The following is a 19,360-nucleotide window of genomic DNA, read 5'->3' as shown; positions in this document are numbered from 1 at the left end:
CGACCGAGCAGCAGACAGCAGCCAAGCAGCAGACAGCAGTGAGGAAGGTCCCCATGACCCGGGTGCTCGTGGTCGACGACGAGCCGCAGATCGTGCGCGCCCTCGTGATCAATCTGAAGGCACGCAAGTACGAGGTGGACGCGGCCGCCGACGGCGCCTCCGCGCTCCAGCTCGCCGCCGCCCGCCACCCCGACGTGGTGGTGCTCGACCTCGGCCTGCCCGACATGGACGGTGTGGACGTCATCAAGGGGCTGCGCGGCTGGACCCGCGTCCCGATCCTTGTCCTCTCCGCCAGGCACACCTCCGACGAGAAGGTCGAGGCCCTCGACGCGGGCGCCGACGACTACGTCACCAAGCCCTTCGGCATGGACGAACTCCTGGCCAGGTTGCGCGCCGCGGTCCGCCGTGCGGAGCCCGTCGGCGGGGGCGAGGAGGGCGACGTCACCATCGAGACCGAGGGCTTCACCGTCGACCTCGCCGCCAAGAAGGTCCACCGCGAGGGCCGCGACGTCCGCCTCACCCCCACCGAGTGGCACCTCCTCGAAGTGCTGGTCCGCAACACCGGCCGCCTGGTCAGCCAGAAGCAGCTCCTCCAGGAGGTCTGGGGCCCCTCCTACGGCACGGAGACCAACTACCTGCGGGTCTACATGGCCCAGCTCCGCCGCAAGCTGGAAACGGACCCGGCGCACCCCAAGCACTTCATCACCGAGCCGGGAATGGGCTACCGGTTCGAGCGCTGAACGCCGCCCCCCACGCCCCTCCCGCCCCATCCCCGCAAGCTGGTGACTACGCCGGGTGACCCCACCGGTCCACACCCCGGTACGCTTCCGGTATGAGTGCCGTACCTCGACCCGAGAAGCCGACCGGGCGGTTCCGCCGGATGCTCGACCGCCTGTCCAGCTCGCAGGAGGACCTGCACTCCGCCGAGCTGCAGGAGGACACCCAGGCAGTGGGGTGCACCCCCATATCCGCCTGCGACGACCGCCAGATCGTCAAGGTGACTGGTACGTTGCGCACGGTCACCCTGCGCCCCCGCGCCGGAGTGCCGGCCCTGGAGGCCGAGTTGTTCGACGGCACGGCACCACTGGACGTCGTCTGGCTCGGCCGCCGCTCCATAGTGGGCATAGAGCCGGGCCGCAAGCTCATCGCCACCGGCCGGATCTCCATGAGCCACGGCCGCCGGGTGCTCTTCAATCCCAAATACGAACTCCGACCACTCGGACAGGAGTAGCCGGTGACGTCCTACGACAAGCCGACCCACGACCCCCAGCAGGACGACACCGCGTACCCGTACGTCGTCCCCGCGGACGCACCGCCCCAGGACGCCGCCGCCAAGGCCGTCACCGAGGCCGCGCTCTTCGAGGCCTTCGGCGGTGTGCGGGGCATGGTCGAGACCGTGCTGCCGGGGCTGCTCTTCGTGACCCTCTTCACGATCACCAAGAACCTGCACACCTCGGCGATCGCGGCACTCGGGATCTCGCTGCTGCTCGTCGTCGTCCGCCTGGTCCGCAAGGACACCATGAAGCACGCCTTCAGCGGTGTCTTCGGCGTCGCCTTCGGCGTGGTCTTCGCGATGATCACGGGCAATGCCAAGGACTTCATGCTCCCGGGCATGCTCTACACCCTGGGCCTCTCCCTCGCGTACCTGATCACCGCGGTCGCCGGAGTGCCGCTGATCGGCCTGATGCTCGGCCCGGTCTTCAAGGAGAACCTCTCCTGGCGCACCCGCAACCCCGGCCGCAAGAAGGCGTACACCAAGGCGAGTTACGCCTGGGGTCTGATCCTGCTCACCAAGTGCGCGATCCTCTTCCCGCTGTACTGGTGGGCCGACACGACCAAGTTCGGCTGGGTCGCGGTCGCCCTCAAGATCCCGCCGTTCCTGCTCGCCGTCTACCTGACCTGGGTCTTCCTGGCCAAGGCGCCCGCCCCCATCGACGTATTCGCGGAGATGGAGGCCGAGGAGAAGGCCGAGAAGGAACGCAAGGAGGCGGCCGCCGCCAAGCCCCACGAGGCCTGAGCGGCTCTGCCCGTACGTACGCCTGAGGGGCCCCGCACCGTCCATGGTGCGGGGCCCCTCAGGCGTACCGGCCGCCGGGCCCACCCGGCGTACCGGAACTCAGCCCTTCGGCATGTCCTCGCGCTTGACCTGCAACAGGTCCTCCAGCTGCTCCTCACGCGCCTGCGCCGCCACGAACAGCAGCTCGTCGCCCGGCTCCAGGGTCTCCTCCGGAGTCGGCGTCAGGACCCGCGTGCCGCGGATGATGGTCACCAGCGAGGTGTCCACCGGCCACTCCACGTCGCCCACCTGCGTGCCCGACAGCGCGGACTCGGGCGGCAGGGTCAGCTCGACCAGGTTGGCGTCGCCGTGGCTGAAGCGCATCAGCCGTACGAGATCACCGACGCTCACCGCCTCCTCGACCAGCGCCGACATCAGGCGAGGCGTGGAGACCGCGACGTCGACGCCCCAGGACTCGTTGAACAGCCACTCGTTCTTGGGGTTGTTGACGCGGGCGACCACCCTCGGCACCCCGTACTCGGTCTTGGCGAGCAGCGAGACGACCAGGTTGACCTTGTCGTCACCGGTCGCGGCGATCACCACGTTGCAGCGCTGCAACGCCGCCTCGTCCAGCGAGGTGATCTCGCAGGCGTCGGCGAGCAGCCACTCGGCCGTCGGCACCCGCTCCACCGAAATGGCGGTCGGCGCCTTGTCGATCAGGAGCACCTCGTGCCCGTTCTCCAGGAGCTCGCCCGCGATGGAACGCCCCACCGCACCGGCTCCGGCAATCGCGACCCTCATCAGTGACCTTCCTCGGGACCCAGCGAACAGGCCGCCTCGACCTTCGCGACCTCGTGCGTGTGCATCATCACGTGCACGAGGTCGCCCTCCTGCAGCACCGTCTGGGAGCTCGGCAGGACCGCCTCGCCCAGCCGGGTGAGAAACGCGACACGCACGCCCGTCTCCTCCTGCAACTTGCTGATCTTGTGACCGATCCAGGACGGCGAGATGTGCACCTCGGCGAGCTGCACACCGCCGCTCGGGTCACGCCACAGCGGCTCCGCGCCCGAAGGCAGCAGCCGGCGCAGCATCTGGTCGGCGGTCCAGCGGACCGTGGCAACCGTGGGAATGCCCAGACGCTGGTACACCTCGGCCCTGCGGGGGTCGTAGATACGGGCGGCGACGTGCTCGATGCCGAACATCTCCCGGGCCACCCGGGCCGCGATGATGTTCGAGTTGTCCCCGCTGCTGACGGCGGCGAAGGCCCCGGCCTCCTCGATGCCCGCCTCGCGGAGGGTGTCCTGATCGAAACCGACCCCGGTGACCCTGCGGCCACCGAACCCGGATCCCAGTCGGCGGAAGGCCGTGGGGTCCTGGTCGATCACTGCGACCGTGTGCCCCTGCTGCTCCAGAGTCTGCGCGAGAGCGGCTCCCACTCGCCCGCAGCCCATGATGACGACGTGCACGTCCGTCCTTCCGGCCGTTAAGAGTCCATCAATAGTTTTTGTCGGACTCACTAGAGTCTCAGACCGCCGCCAAAGCTACACACGTCCGGTGGCCCACGGGGACCCCCGGTCAGAGACCTCTTGGCGCTCCGCACGCGGCTCCGGGAGATTCCGTGGCGGCCGGGGGTGGTGGCGGAGCCGCAAGCGTTCGACCGCTTACGATCCTCTGCGTGTCCAAACTGACCGACGTGCCCAAACGGATCCTGATCGGCCGGGCCCTGCGCAGCGACAAGCTGGGAGAAACGCTCCTCCCCAAGCGCATCGCACTTCCCGTCTTCGCCTCCGACCCGCTCTCCTCCGTCGCCTACGCGCCCGGAGAAGTCCTGCTCGTACTCTCCATCGCGGGTGTCTCGGCGTACCACTTCAGCCCGTGGATCGCACTCGCGGTCGTCGTCCTGATGTTCACGGTCGTCGCCTCCTACCGGCAGAACGTGCGTGCCTACCCGAGCGGCGGCGGCGACTACGAGGTCGCCAACACCAACCTCGGCCCGAAGGCCGGACTGACCGTCGCCAGCGCCCTGCTGGTCGACTACGTCCTGACCGTCGCCGTGTCGATCTCCTCCGGCATCGAGAACCTGGGCTCCGCGATCCCCTTCGTGGTCGAGCACAAGGTGCTCTGCGCGGTGGCCGTCATCGTGCTCCTCACGCTGCTCAACCTGCGCGGCATGAAGGAGTCCGGGAAGCTCTTCGCGATCCCCACGTACGTCTTCGTGGCCGGCGTCTTCATCATGCTGGCCTGGGGCACCTTCCGTGCCCTGACCGGCGACGACATGGCGGCCCCGACCGCCGACCTCGAAATCAAACCCGAACACCCCGGCCTGGCCGGTTTCGCCCTGGTCTTCCTCCTCCTGCGCGCCTTCTCCTCCGGCTGCGCCGCCCTCACCGGCGTCGAGGCGATCTCCAACGGCGTCCCCGCGTTCCGCAAGCCGAAGTCCAAGAACGCCGCGACCACCCTGGCCCTGATGGGCACCCTGGCCGTGGTGATGTTCTGCGGCATCATCGCGCTCGCCATGAACACCGGCGTCCGGATGGCCGAGAATCCGGCCGTCGACCTGGTCCGCGACGGCGTCCCGGTGGGCGACTCCTACGTCCAGAACCCGGTGATCTCCCAGGTCGCCGCGGCCGTCTTCGGCGAGGGCACCTTCTTCTTCGTGCTCCTGGCCGCCGCCACCGCGCTGGTCCTCTTCCTGGCCGCCAACACGGCGTACAACGGCTTCCCGCTCCTCGGCTCGATCCTCGCCCAGGACCGCTACCTGCCCCGCCAGCTGCACACCCGCGGCGACCGCCTCGCCTTCTCCAACGGCATCGTGCTGCTGGCCGGTGCCGCGGTGCTCCTGGTCTTCCTCTACGGAGCCGACTCCACCAAGCTCATCCAGCTCTACATCGTCGGAGTCTTCGTCTCCTTCACCCTGAGCCAGATCGGCATGGTGCGGCACTGGAACCGCCACCTGAAGACCACCAAGAACCAGGCCAAGCGCCGCCACATGATCCGCTCCCGCGCGATCAACACCTTCGGCGCCTTCTTCACCGGCCTCGTGCTGGTCGTGGTCCTCGCCACCAAGTTCACCCACGGAGCCTGGGTCGCCCTGCTCGGCATGGTGATCTTCTACGGCACGATGTCCGCGATCCGTAAGCACTACGACCGCGTCGCCTCCGAGATCTCCGCCGCCGAAGGCCCCTCCGACGACAGCCTGCGCCCCTCCCGGGTGCACTCCATCGTCCTGGTCTCCAAGGTCCACAAGCCCACCCTGCGCGCCCTCGCCTACGCCAAGCTGATGCGCTCCGACCGCCTCGAAGCCCTCTCCATCAGCGTCGACGCGGCCGAGACCAAGGCCCTGCGTGACGAGTGGGAGCGGCGCGGCATCAATGTCCCGCTCAAGATCCTGGACTCCCCGTACCGCGAGATCACCCGCCCGATCATCGAGTACGTCAAGGGTCTGCGCCGGGAGAGCCCGCGCGACGTCGTCTCCGTCTACATCCCGGAGTACGTCGTCGGCCACTGGTACGAGCACCTGCTCCACAACCAGTCCGCCCTGCGCCTCAAGGGCCGCCTGCTCTTCACCCCCGGCGTGATGGTCACCTCCGTCCCCTACCAGCTCGAATCCTCCGAAGCCGCCAAGAAGCGCGCCAAGAAGCGCGCGGACTGGAACGCTCCGGGCGCGGTACGACGGGGACCGGTCGACCGGCGGCCGAAGGAAGCACCCAAGGAGTCCGCCAAGGAGTCCTCGAAGAGCTGACCCCGCGCACAGCGGCAGCGGCTGGCGAGCGGCCGGACAACTCCCACGTAGACTGGTGGGCTGTTGTCCGGCCGTTCCTTTTGATCGATCCCTTGGAGTACCCCCACCATGCAGTCAGAGTCCAAGGAATCGTCGAAGGAATCCGCGACCCCCGAGGCGGCCCCCAAGGTCTCCCTCGTCGGCACCGAGTACGAGGTCGAGGTCGGCCCCGTCGCCCACGGCGGCCACTGCATCGCCCGTACCTCCGAGGGCCAGGTCCTCTTCGTACGTCACACCCTCCCCGGCGAGAAGGTCATCGCCCGCATCACCGACGGCGACGAGGGCGCCCGCTTCCTGCGCGCCGACGCGGTCACCGTCCTCACCGCCTCCAAGGACCGCGTCGAAGCCCCCTGCCCCTTCTCCGGCCCCGGCAAGTGCGGCGGCTGCGACTGGCAGCACGCCAAGCCCGGCGCCCAGCGCCGCCTCAAGGGCGAAGTCGTCGCCGAACAGCTCCTGCGCCTCGCCGGCCTCACCCCCGAGGAAGCCGGCTGGGACGGCACCGTGATGCCCGCCGAGGGCGACAAGCTCCCCGCCGGCCAGGTCCCGCAGTGGCGCACCCGCGTCCAGTACGCCATCGACGCCGAAGGCACCGTGGGCCTGCGCAAGCACCGTTCCCACGACATCCAGCCCATCGACCACTGCATGATCGCCTCCGAGGGCGTCTCCGAACTCGGCGTCGAGAAGCGCGACTGGCCCGGCATGGCCTCCGTCGAAGCCATCGCCGCCACCGGCTCCGGCGACCGCCAGGTCATCCTCACCCCCACCCCCGGCGGCCGCCTCCCCCTCGTCGAACTCGACAAGCCCGTCTCCGTCCTGCGCGTCCACGAGAAGGACGGCGGCGTCCACAAGGTCCACGGCCGCGCCTTCGTCCGCGAGCGCGCCGACGGCCGCACCTACCGCGTCGGCATGGGCGGCTTCTGGCAGGTCCACCCCCAGGCCGCCGACACCCTGATGCGCGCCGTCATGCAGGGCCTCATGCCCCGCAAGGGCGAGACCGCCCTCGACCTCTACTGCGGCGTCGGCCTCTTCGCCGGCTCGATCGCCGAACGCGTCGGCGACCAGGGCGCCGTCCTGGGCATCGAGTCCGGCAAGCGCGCCGTCGAGGACGCCCGCCACAACCTCGCCTCCATGCCCAACGTCCGCATCGAGCAGGGCAAGGTCGAGTCCGTCCTCCCGCGCACCGGCATCACCGAAGCCGACCTGATCGTCCTCGACCCGCCCCGCGCGGGCGCCGGCAAGCAGACCGTCAAACACCTCTCCACCCTGGGCGCCCGCCGCATCGCCTACGTCGCCTGCGACCCGGCCGCCCTGGCCCGCGACCTGGCCTACTTCGCGGAGGGCGGCTACAAGGTGCGGACGCTGCGGGTGTTCGACCTGTTCCCGATGACGCACCACGTGGAGTGCGTGGCGATCCTGGAGCCTGCCGCGAAGGACGCGTGACCCGCGGTTCGGTCACTTCACGAGGTCGTCGGCGCCGTCGGTGCCGACGGCCATCCGGGGTGAGGGCCCCGGTCGATCGATAGGTATGTTGACATAGGTATCTCGGTATATCTATGATGCCCGCATGCCCACCCCCAGCGCGTCCGAGCAGGACACCCGTCGCACCGCCTCCGGGCTCGCGGCCGTCCTGCCCGCGCTGCACCGGGCGCTCGACCGTCGTCTCACCCAGGACTTTCCGCACCCGAAGCTGCCCGAAGGCCAGCTGTCGCTGCTGCGGCTCGTCGGCGAACAGGACGGCATCACCGTGCGCAGGGCCGCCGACGAGCTGCTCATGAAGCCGAACAACGTGAGTGCGCTGGTCACTCAGCTGGCCGGCCTGGGGCTGCTGGAGCGCAGGCAGGATCCCGCCGACAAGCGCGTGGCACACCTGCACGTGACGACCGAGGCCCGGCGCCGGCTCGCAGCGGTCGACGACCTGGTGGAGGGGTACGTCGCCGAGGCGCTGCACGCCCTCACCGACGGGGAACTCGACGCCATCGGCTCCGCCCTCGGCGCCCTCCAGGGACTGGCGCGGCACATTCACCCCGCCACCGACTGACGGCGTTCGCGCGGTAGTCGGCAGGCGCATCCGTAGCCGGCCGTATGCCCCAACTCTTCTGAAAAGCAAGGCACTTCCATGTCCTCCACCGCCGTGGATCACTCACCCCTGCCCGCGCACTCCCCACCGGCCACCCCGCACGGCCGGCGCGGCAAGCCCTGGCTGACGCTCATCGCGGTCGCCTTCGGCCTGTTCATGGTCGGCCTGGACGGCTCCGTCGTCTCGATCGCCAACCCCGAGATCGGCCGGGACCTGAACGCGTCCACCGCCGACCTGCAATGGGTCACCAACTCCTACCTGCTGGCCCTGGCCGCCGCGCTGATCCTCGGCGGGAAGCTGGGCGACCGCTTCGGCAGGCGCACGTACTACCTGATAGGCGTGGCGGGTTTCACGGTCGCGTCCGTCGCCATCGGTCTGGCGGGCTCGATCGAGGGCGTCATCGCCTTCCGCGCTCTCCAGGGCCTGTTCGGCGCACTGTTGATGCCGAACACGCTCGGTCTGCTCCGCGCGGTGTTCCCGCCGAAGAAGTTCGGTATGGCAGTGGGCATCTGGGCGATGGTGTCCTCGGTGTCCACGGCGCTCGGCCCCATCGTCGGCGGGCTGCTCGTCGAGCACGTCAACTGGGAGTCCGTCTTCTACATCAACGCCCCGATCGGCGTCCTCGCGCTCGTCGTCAGCGCGCTGGTGCTGCCGCAGAGCAAGAGCACCACTGGCCGCCACCGCTTCGACGTTCCGGGCGTCATCCTGCTCGCGGCCGGCCTGCTGGTCGTGGTCTTCGGTGTGGTCAAGGGCGAGAGCTGGGGCTGGAGTTCCGGTACGACACTGGGCACGCTCGCCGTCGGCGTCGTGATCCTGCTGGTGTTCGTCCGGTACGAGACGCGCGTCGAACACCCACTCCTCCCGATGCGGCTGTTCCGCAGCCCCGCGCTGACCATCGGCACGATCATCACCGCGGTCAACTTCTTCGTCCTCCTCGGCGTGATCTTCTTCGTGATGCTGTACCTGCAGAACGTACGGGGCTTCACCCCCGTCGAGGCCGGGGTGCGCACGCTGCCGCTGAGCCTCGCCTCCGTCGTCGCCTCGCCGCTGGGCGCCAAGCTCACCGAGAAGTTCGGCGCCCGGCTGACCATGCCGCTCGGCATGGTCCTCCAGGCGGCCGCCTCCTTCGCGATGCTCGGCTGGGGGGTGCACTCCTCGTACGCGGCGATGTGGCCGCCGTTCATCGCCCTCGGCCTCGGCGTCGGCATGGTGATGGCCGCCTCCTCCGACGCGATCGTGGGCAACGCACCCGTCAAGGACGCCGGTGTGGCGGGCGGCCTCCAGGCCACGGCTCTCCAGGTCGGCGGCGCGCTCGGCACCTCCGTACTCGTCTCCCTCATCAGCAGCCGGGTCGGCTCCACCCTGACCGGCGAGCTGGCCGGAGCCGGGGTGCCCGCGCCCATGGCCGAGCAATTGCAGGGGGCCAAGGACGCGGTGGCGATGGGTGTCGCCCCGGTCGGCGGTGACATGCCCGGGCAGCTCAGGGCCGCGGTGATCGAGGGCAGTGGGCAGGCGTTCATCAACGGCGTACACACCGCCGCCCTCGTCACCGGCATCCTGTGCGTGGCCGGTGCCGTCCTCGCCGTGGCCGGCGTACGACGGAATCCGTCTCCCGCCAACCCTCACTGAGGTCCGGTCAGGAGCCGCGGCAGGTGTTCCCGCCGGAGGGCGCCCGGGTGTCCGAGCAAGGGCTGAGGTGCTCCCGGGGCGCAGCCCGGCGTGTGCCGAGTACGGTCCGCGCCGTGGTGCGCTTTGATCGGTGCGGAAAGCGTCGCGCAGCGGATCGCGTCGGCCAGGCAACAGATCGTGGGCGGAGTGCTCGGCATGACTGCGGAGAGGGCGGACCGGGAGAAGAGGGCGGAGAAGCCGGAGAAGGGAGAGGGGAAGAAGGGGGAGGAGGAGCAGGCGGGGGGCTCCGGGGCTGTCCACTGGTTGTTCGGTGACCAGTTGGGACCTCATTTCGTCGATCCGGCGCGGGGCGGCCCCCACCGCGATGCGCCGCTCCTGATGATCGAGGCCCGCAGTGTGTTCGGCCGGCGGCGATTCCACCGTGCCAAGGCCCACCTGATTCTCTCCGCGATGCGCCACCGGGCCGCCGAGCTCGGTGACCGGGTGCGGTACGTCAAGGCGGACACCTACCGCGACGGGCTGCGCGAGGCGGCGGGGGACGCTCCGGTGACCGTGCACCATCCGACGTCCCACGCGGCCCGCGCCTTCGTGGACGCGCTGCCCTCCGTACGGGTACTGCCCGCCCGTGGATTCCTCGTGACGCACGACGAGTTCAGGATCTGGGCGGACGGCCGGGGCACGAAACACCTCCGGCAGGAGGACTTCTACCGCTGGGTCCGCCAGTCGCACGACCTGCTGATGGAGGGCGACCGGCCCGCCGGCAGGCGCTGGAACCTCGACCACGACAACCGGCAGCCCCCGCCCAAGGGCGCCGACGACCTGGGTGTTCCCGCGCCCTACCACCCCCGGGAAAGCGACATCGACGCCGAGGTGCGGGCCGATCTCGACCGCTGGGAGCGCGACGGGGACGTCGTGTTCGTCGGCGAGGACGGGCCGCGCCGGTTCCCCGCCACCCGCCGCGAGGCACTCGCCGGGCTCCGCCGCTTCGTCGAGCACCGGCTCGCCACGTTCGGCGCGTACGAGGACGCGGTCCTGGCCAAGGACACGGTGATGAGCCACAGCCTCCTCTCCTCGTCGCTCAACCTCGGCCTGCTCGACCCCGCCGAATGCGTCGAACGGGCCGAGGAGCGATGGCGGTCGGGCGACGTGCCGCTCAACAGCGCCGAGGGTTTCGTACGGCAGATCGCAGGCTGGCGCGAGTACGTCTGGCACGTCTACTGGCACTTCGGCACGCGCTACCGCGAGAGCAACACCCTGCGCCACCACGCGCCGCTGCCCGACTGGTTCACCGAGCTGTCCCCGGCAGGGACCGACGCGAACTGCCTGAGCCACGCGCTGCGGCAGGTCAACGAGACGGGCTGGACGCACCACATTCCGCGCCTGATGATCCTGGGCAGTTTCGCCCTGCAGCGGGGATGGGAGCCCGGAGCCGTCACCGACTGGTTCCACCGCAGCTTCGTCGACGGCTACGACTGGGTCATGGTGCCGAACGTGGTGGGCATGTCGCAGTACGCGGACGGGGGCCGCATGACCACCAAGCCGTACACGTCCGGGGGCGCGTACATCGACCGCATGAGCGATCTCTGCGGCCCCTGCCGGTACAAGCCGACCGTACGGGTCGGCGAGGACGCCTGCCCCTTCACCGCCGGGTACTGGAACCTTCTGCACCGGCACCGCGACCGGTTCGAACACAACGCGCGGATGTCGCAGGCCGTGCGGGGGCTGGACCGCCTCCGCGATCTGGACGAGCTCCTCGCGCAGGAGCGCGACCGCCGGGACTGAGGACCGGCGACCGGGGCCCGAGACCCTGGGCGCCGACAGGAGCGGGCAGCGACAGGAGCGGACGGAACGGAGAGGAACAGCACATGGGCAGGCCGGCGGGAGAACCTGGATCCCCCTCGGGCGCGGGACAGCCCGGGTCCGCTTCGGGAGAGCCCGAGCAGCAGACACTCTTCGGCTGGGCGGACACCGCGCCGGACACCGCGCCGGGGCGCGCCGCCCTCCAGCCCTTCCGCGAGAGTCCGCAGGCGCGCCGGATGCTCGACGTCCGTGAGGTCTACGCGGAGCCCGCCGCCCTTGACTCGCCGCGCGGCCGGCAGATCATGGCCCGGCTGCCGGACGCCCGCGTGACCGAGGTCGCCAGTCACTGGAACATCCCCGCCCTGCACGGCAACGACGGCAACATCGGCCGGTGGGTCCGCATCAAGACCGAGACGCTCGTCCTCGGGGTCAAGCACACGCTCGCGACGCGCCCCAACGGAAGATCGGCCGACTGGATCGCTCCGGGCCCCTCCAACGGCTGCGCGATGGCCTGCGCCTATTGCTATGTCCCCCGCCGCAAGGGCTTCGCCAACCCCATCACGCTGTTCACCAACATCGAGGCGATCGTGGCCCACGTCCGGCGTCACGTACGGGCCCAGGGCCCCAAGACGGAACCCAACCAGTGCGATCCCGAGGCCTGGGTCTACGACATCGGCGAGAACGGTGACTGCTCCGTCGACGCCCTGGTCTGCGACAACACGGCCGATCTCGTCGCAGCGTTCCGAAGCCTGCCGACGGCGAAGGCCAGCTTCGCGACCAAATTCGTCAATCCCGACCTGCTCGCGCTCGACCCGCAGGGACGCACCCGCGTGCGCTTCTCCCTCATGCCGCCGGACGACGCCCGCCTCCTCGACATCCGCACCAGCCCGATCGACGAGCGGATCGCCGCGGCCGCCGACTTCCTCGATGCCGGATACGAGGTCCACTTCAACCTCTCGCCCGTGGTGCTGCGCCCCGGCTGGCAGCGTGACTGGGCCGGCCTGCTGACCCATCTCGACGACGTCCTGCCCGCGCGCGTGAAGGAGCAGGCGGCGGCCGAGGTCATCATGCTGACCCACAATCAGGCGCTCCACGAGGTCAACCTGGGCTGGCACCCGCGCGCCGAGGACGTGCTGTGGCAGCCGGAGGCCCAGGAGACCAAACGCTCGCAGAACGGGGCCGTCAATGTGCGCTACGCCCTGGAGATCAAGCAGCAGGCGCTGACCCGCATGCGGCAACTGCTGGCCGCACACGCTCCGTGGCTGCGTGTCCGGTACGCCTTCTGAGGCGAGGTGCCCGGACAGGCGGCCTCGGTACCGCGCGGCCGGGCTGCCCCCGGGAGTGCGGGGCGTAGCCGTTCGGGGAACCGCCGTGTCAGCTTCCCCCTCAGGGGAATCGTGCCGCCTTGCCCGATCCGGCCGATTGCGGATGGCTGTAATCGCCGGAGGTGTGCGTGGACAGGACCCGCGCAGCCTCCCGGATGCCCCTGCCGTGCTGGCAGACTGGGGCGGGTGACCAGCAACGACATCAGCGCCCAGGTGGGCGACCCCGAGCACCGGCCCGACAGCCCGTTCCAGCACGAGAACGTTTCGCGGGACGAGGCCCCGCAGTTCGTGCTGCCGCTCGTGGCGCACCTGGAGAAGACGGCGCCCCCTGCTCGTACCGACGCACTGGAGACCGCGGCCCGCGCGGTTCTGGTGATGCTCAGTGACGAGCGGTCCCTGGGCGAGGGAGAGGGTGAGGGCGAGTGGGCGCAGGTGATGCGCGACTGGCAGGACGCCCGTATCCGCAAGGTGGTGCGCAGGGCGCGCGGCGCCGAGTGGCGCAAGGCGGCCGCGCTGCCGGGGATCACGGTCACCGGGAAGTCGGCCGAGGTGCGGGTCTTCCCGCCGGTGCCGCTCGACGGCTGGCCCAAGGAACTGGCCAAGCTCCAAGTCTCGGGCACCGACCTGGACGATCCGGAACCGCCCGGCGAGCCGGACCGCACCCGGCCGGTGCTCTGGATGAGCCCCGATGTCGACATGTCGGCCGGCAAGGCGATGGCGCAGGCCGGGCACGGCGCCCAACTCGCCTGGTGGGAGCTGACCGATGAACAGCGCACCGAGTGGCGCGACGCCGGCTTCCCCCTGGCCGTGCGTACCGCGGAGGCCGCGCACTGGCGTGAACTGACCGCGAGCGGGCTTCCGTTGGTGCGGGACGCGGGCTTCACGGAGATCGCGCCGGGCTCCTGCACCGTCGTCGCCGATCACCCGGCGCTACGGCGGTGAGCTCCACCAAGGCGGACGGGCGGGTCGAACGGGGCAACCGCACCCGGCGCCTGGTACTGCGCCGGACCGTCGACATCGCCTCCGTCGAGGGGCTCGAAGCCCTGTCGGTGGGACGGCTCGCGACCGAGCTCGGGCTGAGCAAGAGCGGGGTGTTCGCACTGTTCGGCTCCAAGGAGGAGCTGCAACTGGCCACTGTCCGGGCCGCGTCGAGGATCTTCGCCGACGAGGTGCTGCGGCCGATGGACGGCATCCCCGCCGGAGTGGGGCGTCTCGCGCGCCTCTGCGAGAGCTGGCTCGGCTATTCGCAGCGCCGGGTGTTTCCCGGGGGCTGTTTCTTCTCCGCGGTGATGGCCGAGTTCGACGCCCGGCAGGGCCCGGTGCACGACGCGCTCGTGCGGTCGCTGGCGACGTGGATGGCGTACGTGGAGGGGTGCGCGTCGGACGCGCGGGCGGGCGGTGAACTCCGCGGCGACACCGATACGGAGCAACTGGCCTTCGAGTTGGTGGCGCTGATGGAGACCGCCAACGCGCACTCCCTCCTGACCGAGGAGACGCTGCCCTACGACCGGGCGCGGACGGGCATCACCTCCAGGCTGCGTGCGACGGCGACGGATTCCACGCTGGTGCCCCAAATCCCCTGATATGCCCGGTCGTTGACTTTCCCGTGTGCGGGCGAAAGTAATAGCACGATCGGTCGTTTAGTTTTATGCTCGGCAGCATGACCACTCAACGCGTCACCTCCCGACTCCTGCGCACCCGCTGGCGCGCTGGCCCCGTCCCGCTCGCCCTGTGCCCCGTCTTCGTGAGCGTCACCGACTTCACCGCGACCAGCCAACCGCAGGCGGGCGCGATCGCTCTGGCGGGCCTGCGCCTTCGCCGCACCTGGCCCCGGACCCCCGGCGCGCTCGGCATGTGGCTGTGGGCCGAGGTGGCGGGCAGGCGCTCGGGCTCGGTGAGCGTCTGGCGCGACGAGACCGCGCTCAGGGAGTTCGTGGGCCGCCCCGACCACCTCGCGGTCGTCCGGGCCCACCGGGGACGCGGCACGATGCGGGCCGCCGCCTGGGAGGCCGAGGACTTCGACCCGGACGCCGTATGGCGCCGGGCCCGCACTCTGCTCACCGGTGCGACTCCCTGGCCGCAGCACTTCGTTCGCCTGGCGGACGCATGACGAACTTCGTGGAACTGGACCGCGTCGCCGCGCTGGAGACGCTACGTCTGGTACGCGGCGCGGCCCTCGCCGCTGCCGCTGGCGCTGCCGACGGCGAGGGCAAGGAGATCTGGGACCGGCCGACCCCCTGCGACGGCTGGACCCTGCTCGATCTCCTCGGCCATATGACGGCGCAGAACCACGGTTTCGCGGCGGCCGCGCGGGGCGAGGGCGGGCTGCCCGCCCACTGGCGGGTGCCGGACATCGCCGCCGATCCGGCGCGCGCCTACGGGGAGTCCGTGGCCGCGCTCATCGTGCCGTTCGCCGAAGCGGGCGGCGGTGACCGGGAGTTCGTGCTGCCCGAGCTGGGCCGCGCGTTTCCCGGCCGGGTGGCCGTGTCCTTCCACTTCCTCGATCTCGCGGTGCACGCCTGGGACCTCGCCCGCACCCTCGCAGTGGAGCTTCGACTCCCGGACAGCGTCTGGGAGTCGGTCCTGCCGGTGGCACGCCGCGTGCCGGCCGACGCGCAGGCGCGCGGGCCCGGCGCCTTCTTCGCCCCGGTCCGTCCGGCGCCCGCGCAGGTGACCCCCCTGACGGAGACCCTGACCCTCCTCGGCCGTAGCCCCCGCTGGTCCCGGCCCGCCGACTAGCGCGAGCCCTGCTGGGCCGGTCCGCCGCCCGCGGCCAGCCGCATCAGGTCGGAGTCCAGGTCGATGCCCCCGACGGCCTCCGGGGCACCGACCGGGCGCGCGCTGGAGCCGAAGGTGTGCTGGTACTGGCCCCAGGCGCCGGCCGTGATCGACTGCCCGACGCCGGACTCGACCAGCGCGGCGAGTTCGGTCGCGGCGCGTTCGATCCGCTCGCCCAGGGCGCGGGCGGCCCAGTCCTCGGGGGCGGCGAACAGGGAGGTGGGGGTGGTGAGCGCGCGCATGTAGGCGAAGAGCGGGCGCATGTGGTCGTCGGGGACGAGGGCGTGCCGGGCGCTGCCCGCGGTGGCGGCGAGGGCGACGGGCTTGGCGATCAGGAGGTCGTTGTCGAGGATGTCGAGGAAGGACTTGAAGAGTCCGCTGACGCCCGCCTTGTAGACGGGGGTGGCGGCGATGACGGCGTCGGCGCCGGCGAGTTTGCCGAGGGCGTCCTGCAGCCGGGGGCCGGTCAGGCCGCCGACCGTGGCCTGGCCGATCTCGGTGACGAGGGTGCGCAGTTCGATGGTGGCCACCTGCGCGGTGACGCCGCGCTCGCGCAGCAGGTCGAGGGTCTTCTGGGCCAGCCGGTCGGCGAGCATCCGGGTGGAGGAGGGGTCGCTGACGCCCGCGCTGATGACGACGAGGGTGCGGGACCGGCCGGGCTGGGTGGTGGTGATGCTCACGGTGCGGTGTCTCCTGGTACTTCGGCGGTGGGTTCAGTGGCGTCGGTGGGGGCGTTCTCGGCCGCCTCGGTCAGTGCCGTGCACAGGCGGCGCAGTACCTCCAACTGGTCGGCGTCCAGTGCCCGGTTCATGGCCCGCTCGATCTGCCGGGCGTGCCGCCGCCCGACGGCGCGCTGCACCTCGCGTCCGGTGTCGGTCAGAGCGATGCGCTGGGCGCGGGCGTCGTCCGGGTCGGGGCGGCGGGCCAGCAGACCGCGGTCGCACAGCCGGGCCGTGATGCGGGAGATGCCGGACTGGGTGAGCAGGACCTGCTGGTTGATCTCGGTCAGGCGGAGGCCTTCCGCCGGGCACCGGGAGAGCGTGTAGAGCACGTCGTACTCGTACGGAGAGAGCTCGCCCCAGATGTTCTCGGTGGTGAACTCGCGCGCGAGGACCGACTGGGCGCGGAAGAGTGCCTCCCACGCCCCGACGGTCTCGCGCACGGTGCCGGGGCGCGCCGGTGAACCGCTCGCGGGTGGTCCGCTCCCACCGGCGCCGCTCGCGGGTGATCCGCTCCCGGTCGCGCCGCCTTCGGGGGTGCCGCTCACTGCCCTGCCGCTCACAGTTCCGGCTGGACGGCGACCAGCTCGGGGTCGGTGTCCTGGTACGGGGAGGTGCCGGTGGTGTTGTCGCCGCGGTTGGGGTTGGGGCGCGGCTGACGGGCGGGCTTGTCGCCGTACTTCACCCTGACCAGCGAGGCGTGTGTCGGCGCGTCCGGTACGCCGGGGGCGCGACGGTCCGCCATCTCCTTGCGCAGCACCGGGACCACCTCTTCGGCCAGCAGGTCGATCTGCTTGAGCACCTCGGCCTGCGGCAGACCGCCGAGGTCGACGTTCCACAGCTGGCGCTGGTAGTCGCCGTAGAGCTCCTGGAAGTGCAGGGTGTCCTCGATGACCTGCTGCGGGCTGCCGACGCTGGTCGGGGTGGCCTTCACCCACTCCTCCAGCGGGACCTGGATGCCGAACGGCGAGTTGTCGAAGTACGGCCGGTACTGCTCAATCGCGTCCTGCGAGCGCTTGGCGATGAACGACTGCCCGCCGAGTCCGACGATCGCGTCCTGCGCCCGGCCGTGCCCGTAGTGCTCGAAGCGCCGGCGGTAGAAGTCGACCAGCTGACGGAAGTGGCCGGTCGGGGCGAGGATGTTGTTCGCGAAGAAGCCGTTGCCGTAGTACGCGGCCTGCTCGGCCGTCTCCGGCGTACGGATCGAACCGTGCCAGACGAACGGCGGCACGTCGTCCAGCGGCCGGGGCGTGGAGGTGAAGCCCTGCAGCGGCGTACGGAACTCGCCGTCGAAGTCGACGACGTCCTCGCGCCAGAGCCGGTGCAGCAGGTTGTAGTTCTCCAGCGACAGCGCGACGCCCTTGCGGATGTCCTTGCCGAACCACGGGTACACCGGCCCGGTGTTGCCGCGCCCGAGCATCAGGTCGAGGCGGCCGTCGGCGATGTGCTGCAGCATCGCGTAGTCCTCGGCGAGCTTCACCGGGTCGTTGGTGGTGATCAGCGTGGTGGACGTGGACAGCTCGATGTTCTTGGTCACCATGGCGATCGCCGCGAGCAGCGTGGTCGGTGAGGAGTCGAAGAACGGCGGATTGTGGTGCTCGCCGACCGCGAAGACGTCCAGCCCCACCTCATCGGCGTGCCGCGCGATCTCGATCATGTTCTTGATCCGCTCGGCCTCGCTCGGCGTGTACCCGGTGACCGGGTCGCGAGTGACGTCGCTGACGGAGAAGATTCCGAACTGCATGGTGTGGCCTTTCCGGCTGCCTGGTACGGAGGTCCTGGCTGCCTCGTACGGACACTGGAACATGCATGATGCGTCATGTATTCCGAAGGGAGGGCAGGGCTCCCTGGCCGGGGGCGGCGAAGCGTGATTCAGTCCGTGCCGGGAACCACCGGCCCGGTCACCCCGGGGCCACGGAGGCGATTGACGCCATGGAGGGGACAGCGCGCATGACAGCCGACCGCACGGACCGTACGGATCGCACGGACCGCACCGACCTCGCGGACCTGACCGCCTTCGCGAGCGGAATCTTCGACGCCCAGCCGTTCAGCAAGTTCCTGGGCGCCGAGCTCACCGGGGTGGGGCCGGACTCGGCCGAGATACGGATCACGGTCCGGCCCGACCTCCAGCAGCAGCACGGCTTCGTGCACGGCGGCGTACTGAGCTACCTCGCCGACAACACCCTCACCTTCGCCGGCGGCCTCGCCCTCGGTGGCGACGCACTCACCGCCGAGTACAAGATCAACTACGCCAGGCCCGCCCTTGGTGAAACCGTCATCGCCAGAGCCCGTGCCGTGGTCACCACCCGCCGCCAGGCGGTCTGCCAGTGCACGGTCCATGTGGTGTCGGCGGAGGGGGAGGAGAAGCTGGTCGCGGTGGCGCAAGGGACGATCGTGGCGGCCCGGGGCAAGGAGGACTGACTCGGGGCCAGGGGGCTGAGAGTGCCTGACGCAGTTCCGGTCAGCGCTGACCGGCGAGAAAAGCGCTGACCTCGGCGGCGAAGCGATCCGGAACATCGTGGTGCACGACGTGTCCGGCGGGCAGCTCGGCCCGGTGGATACGGCCGGCCCGGCGGGCCACCATGTCCCGGGCGTGATCGGCGGTCAACTCGTCGCTGTGGGTTCCGTGGATCAACAGGGTGGGGCAGGTCACCGCGGTCCAGTCCTTCCAGTGGTCCCCGCAGAGCGCCTTCTGGGACGCCACCGTGTCGGCGAGATCGAAGGAGTACCCCCAGCCCTGAGCCGTCTGCCGGAAGGAACCCTCCAGATAGGGTGCCACCGTCCCCAGAGCCGCGGACAGCGCCTCCGGGGACGGCGCGGAGCCGGGCAGGCGGGTGGTGAACGACCAGTCGCAGTCCACGACCGCGCCGATGTCCTCGACGATCAGCGCGTCCACCTTGTCCGGGTGCCGGGCCGCGAACTGGTAGGCGTTCACCCCGCCCAGCGAGTGCCCCAGCACCGCCACCGGTCCGGTGGCCACCTCCCGGTGAAAGGCCGCCGCATCGGCCACGTACTCCTCCCGCTCGTAGCTGTGCGCGCGGTCGGACTCCCCGTGCCCACGCTGATCGAGCGCGATCACCCTCCACAGCGGAGCCAGCGCCGCGGCCAACGGCGCGAACACCACCGCTTCGCTGTAATGCCCGTGCAGCGCCAGCAGCGGCCTCCCCGGCCCCCCGAAGTCCAGATACGACAGTCGCCGAGCCCCCACCACGAAGAATCTACGCATGGTGCGGAGGGTAGATGACGGCCGCGAAC

At 70.5% G+C, this 19,360-nt stretch carries 20 protein-coding genes; 14 read left to right on the top strand and 6 right to left on the bottom strand.

Features of this window, described 5'->3' with window-relative positions:
• Positions 1–53: 53 nt before the first annotated feature.
• The 3 genes from ACIA73_RS24445 (at position 54) to ACIA73_RS24435 (ending at position 2,017) form a co-directional block, all read left to right on the top strand.
• Positions 54–740: a response regulator gene (locus ACIA73_RS24445; RefSeq protein WP_399440854.1), complete on the top strand. Its 687-nt coding sequence runs from the start codon at positions 54–56 to the stop codon at positions 738–740.
• A 92-nt stretch (positions 741–832) separates the two neighbouring features.
• The gene (locus ACIA73_RS24440) at positions 833–1,231 is read left to right on the top strand and encodes an OB-fold nucleic acid binding domain-containing protein (RefSeq protein WP_399440797.1); all 399 of its coding nucleotides are present in this window, start codon (positions 833–835) and stop codon (positions 1,229–1,231) included.
• A gap of 3 nt (positions 1,232–1,234) precedes the next feature.
• Positions 1,235–2,017 (top strand): DUF3159 domain-containing protein, encoded by a 783-nt coding sequence (locus ACIA73_RS24435; protein ID WP_399440796.1) that lies wholly within the window; start codon positions 1,235–1,237, stop codon positions 2,015–2,017.
• Between the two features lie 99 nt (positions 2,018–2,116).
• Here ACIA73_RS24435 and ACIA73_RS24430 read toward each other — a convergent pair whose 3' ends face one another.
• Positions 2,117–2,797 carry a potassium channel family protein gene (locus tag ACIA73_RS24430; RefSeq protein WP_399440795.1) on the bottom strand — a complete coding sequence of 227 codons (681 nt, stop codon included), beginning with the start codon at positions 2,795–2,797 and terminating at the stop codon, positions 2,117–2,119.
• The gene (locus ACIA73_RS24425) at positions 2,797–3,462 is read right to left on the bottom strand and encodes a potassium channel family protein (RefSeq protein ID WP_399440794.1); all 666 of its coding nucleotides are present in this window, start codon (positions 3,460–3,462) and stop codon (positions 2,797–2,799) included. Before ACIA73_RS24425 ends, ACIA73_RS24430 begins: the two co-directional genes overlap by 1 nt.
• A 209-nt stretch (positions 3,463–3,671) precedes the next feature.
• Between ACIA73_RS24425 and ACIA73_RS24420 the strand changes: the two genes are divergently transcribed.
• From ACIA73_RS24420 to ACIA73_RS24375, 10 genes are all read left to right on the top strand, one after another.
• Positions 3,672–5,738: an APC family permease gene (locus ACIA73_RS24420; protein ID WP_399440793.1), complete on the top strand. Its 2,067-nt coding sequence runs from the start codon at positions 3,672–3,674 to the stop codon at positions 5,736–5,738.
• A 108-nt stretch (positions 5,739–5,846) separates the two neighbouring features.
• Positions 5,847–7,217: a class I SAM-dependent RNA methyltransferase gene (locus ACIA73_RS24415; RefSeq protein WP_399440792.1), complete on the top strand. Its 1,371-nt coding sequence runs from the start codon at positions 5,847–5,849 to the stop codon at positions 7,215–7,217.
• A gap of 124 nt (positions 7,218–7,341) precedes the next feature.
• Positions 7,342–7,815 (top strand): MarR family winged helix-turn-helix transcriptional regulator, encoded by a 474-nt coding sequence (locus ACIA73_RS24410; protein ID WP_399440791.1) that lies wholly within the window; start codon positions 7,342–7,344, stop codon positions 7,813–7,815.
• 78 nt (positions 7,816–7,893) lie between these two features.
• The gene (locus ACIA73_RS24405; RefSeq protein WP_399440790.1) at positions 7,894–9,483 is read left to right on the top strand and encodes an MFS transporter; all 1,590 of its coding nucleotides are present in this window, start codon (positions 7,894–7,896) and stop codon (positions 9,481–9,483) included.
• Positions 9,484–9,678: 195 nt separating this feature from the next.
• Positions 9,679–11,265 carry a cryptochrome/photolyase family protein gene (locus tag ACIA73_RS24400; protein ID WP_399440789.1) on the top strand — a complete coding sequence of 529 codons (1,587 nt, stop codon included), beginning with the start codon at positions 9,679–9,681 and terminating at the stop codon, positions 11,263–11,265.
• An 83-nt stretch (positions 11,266–11,348) separates the two neighbouring features.
• Positions 11,349–12,569, top strand: a complete 1,221-nt coding sequence (locus ACIA73_RS24395; protein ID WP_399440788.1) for a spore photoproduct lyase family protein — start codon at positions 11,349–11,351, stop codon at positions 12,567–12,569.
• A gap of 225 nt (positions 12,570–12,794) precedes the next feature.
• Positions 12,795–13,550 (top strand): aminoacyl-tRNA hydrolase, encoded by a 756-nt coding sequence (locus ACIA73_RS24390; protein ID WP_399440787.1) that lies wholly within the window; start codon positions 12,795–12,797, stop codon positions 13,548–13,550.
• Positions 13,547–14,191 (top strand): TetR/AcrR family transcriptional regulator, encoded by a 645-nt coding sequence (locus ACIA73_RS24385; protein ID WP_399440786.1) that lies wholly within the window; start codon positions 13,547–13,549, stop codon positions 14,189–14,191. Before ACIA73_RS24390 ends, ACIA73_RS24385 begins: the two co-directional genes overlap by 4 nt.
• A gap of 77 nt (positions 14,192–14,268) precedes the next feature.
• Complete coding sequence (locus ACIA73_RS24380; RefSeq protein WP_399440785.1) at positions 14,269–14,718, top strand: hypothetical protein; 450 nt, start codon at positions 14,269–14,271, stop codon at positions 14,716–14,718.
• Positions 14,715–15,347: a TIGR03086 family metal-binding protein gene (locus ACIA73_RS24375; protein ID WP_399440784.1), complete on the top strand. Its 633-nt coding sequence runs from the start codon at positions 14,715–14,717 to the stop codon at positions 15,345–15,347. The genes ACIA73_RS24380 and ACIA73_RS24375 overlap by 4 nt, the downstream gene beginning before the upstream one ends.
• Here ACIA73_RS24375 and ACIA73_RS24370 read toward each other — a convergent pair.
• From ACIA73_RS24370 to ACIA73_RS24360, 3 genes are all read right to left on the bottom strand, one after another.
• Positions 15,344–16,066 (bottom strand): CE1759 family FMN reductase, encoded by a 723-nt coding sequence (locus ACIA73_RS24370; protein WP_399440783.1) that lies wholly within the window; start codon positions 16,064–16,066, stop codon positions 15,344–15,346. The genes ACIA73_RS24375 and ACIA73_RS24370 overlap by 4 nt on opposite strands.
• Positions 16,063–16,548, bottom strand: coding sequence for a MarR family winged helix-turn-helix transcriptional regulator (locus tag ACIA73_RS24365; protein ID WP_399440782.1), 486 nt, complete (start codon positions 16,546–16,548; stop codon positions 16,063–16,065). Before ACIA73_RS24365 ends, ACIA73_RS24370 begins: the two co-directional genes overlap by 4 nt.
• A 116-nt stretch (positions 16,549–16,664) precedes the next feature.
• On the bottom strand, positions 16,665–17,849 hold the full coding sequence (locus ACIA73_RS24360; RefSeq protein ID WP_399440781.1) for a CE1758 family FMN-dependent luciferase-like monooxygenase: 1,185 nt from the start codon (positions 17,847–17,849) through the stop codon (positions 16,665–16,667).
• Positions 17,850–18,055: 206 nt separating this feature from the next.
• Here ACIA73_RS24360 and ACIA73_RS24355 point away from each other — a divergent pair, with 206 nt between their 5' ends.
• A complete protein-coding gene (locus tag ACIA73_RS24355; protein WP_399440780.1) occupies positions 18,056–18,526 on the top strand; it encodes a PaaI family thioesterase in 471 nt (156 codons plus the stop codon).
• Between the two features lie 40 nt (positions 18,527–18,566).
• Here the strand turns inward: ACIA73_RS24355 and ACIA73_RS24350 are convergent, their stop codons facing one another.
• Entirely contained in the window at positions 18,567–19,331 is a 765-nt protein-coding gene (locus ACIA73_RS24350) for an alpha/beta fold hydrolase (RefSeq protein ID WP_399440779.1), read from the bottom strand.
• Positions 19,332–19,360: the final 29 nt, after the last annotated feature.

The sequence above is a fragment of the Streptomyces sp. NPDC051561 genome (assembly GCF_044454195.1).
In the GTDB taxonomy this organism is placed as follows: Bacteria; Actinomycetota; Actinomycetes; order Streptomycetales; family Streptomycetaceae; genus Streptomyces.
Note: the sequence above shows the minus strand (reverse complement) of the source record. Positions and strands in the feature narration are given on the sequence as shown.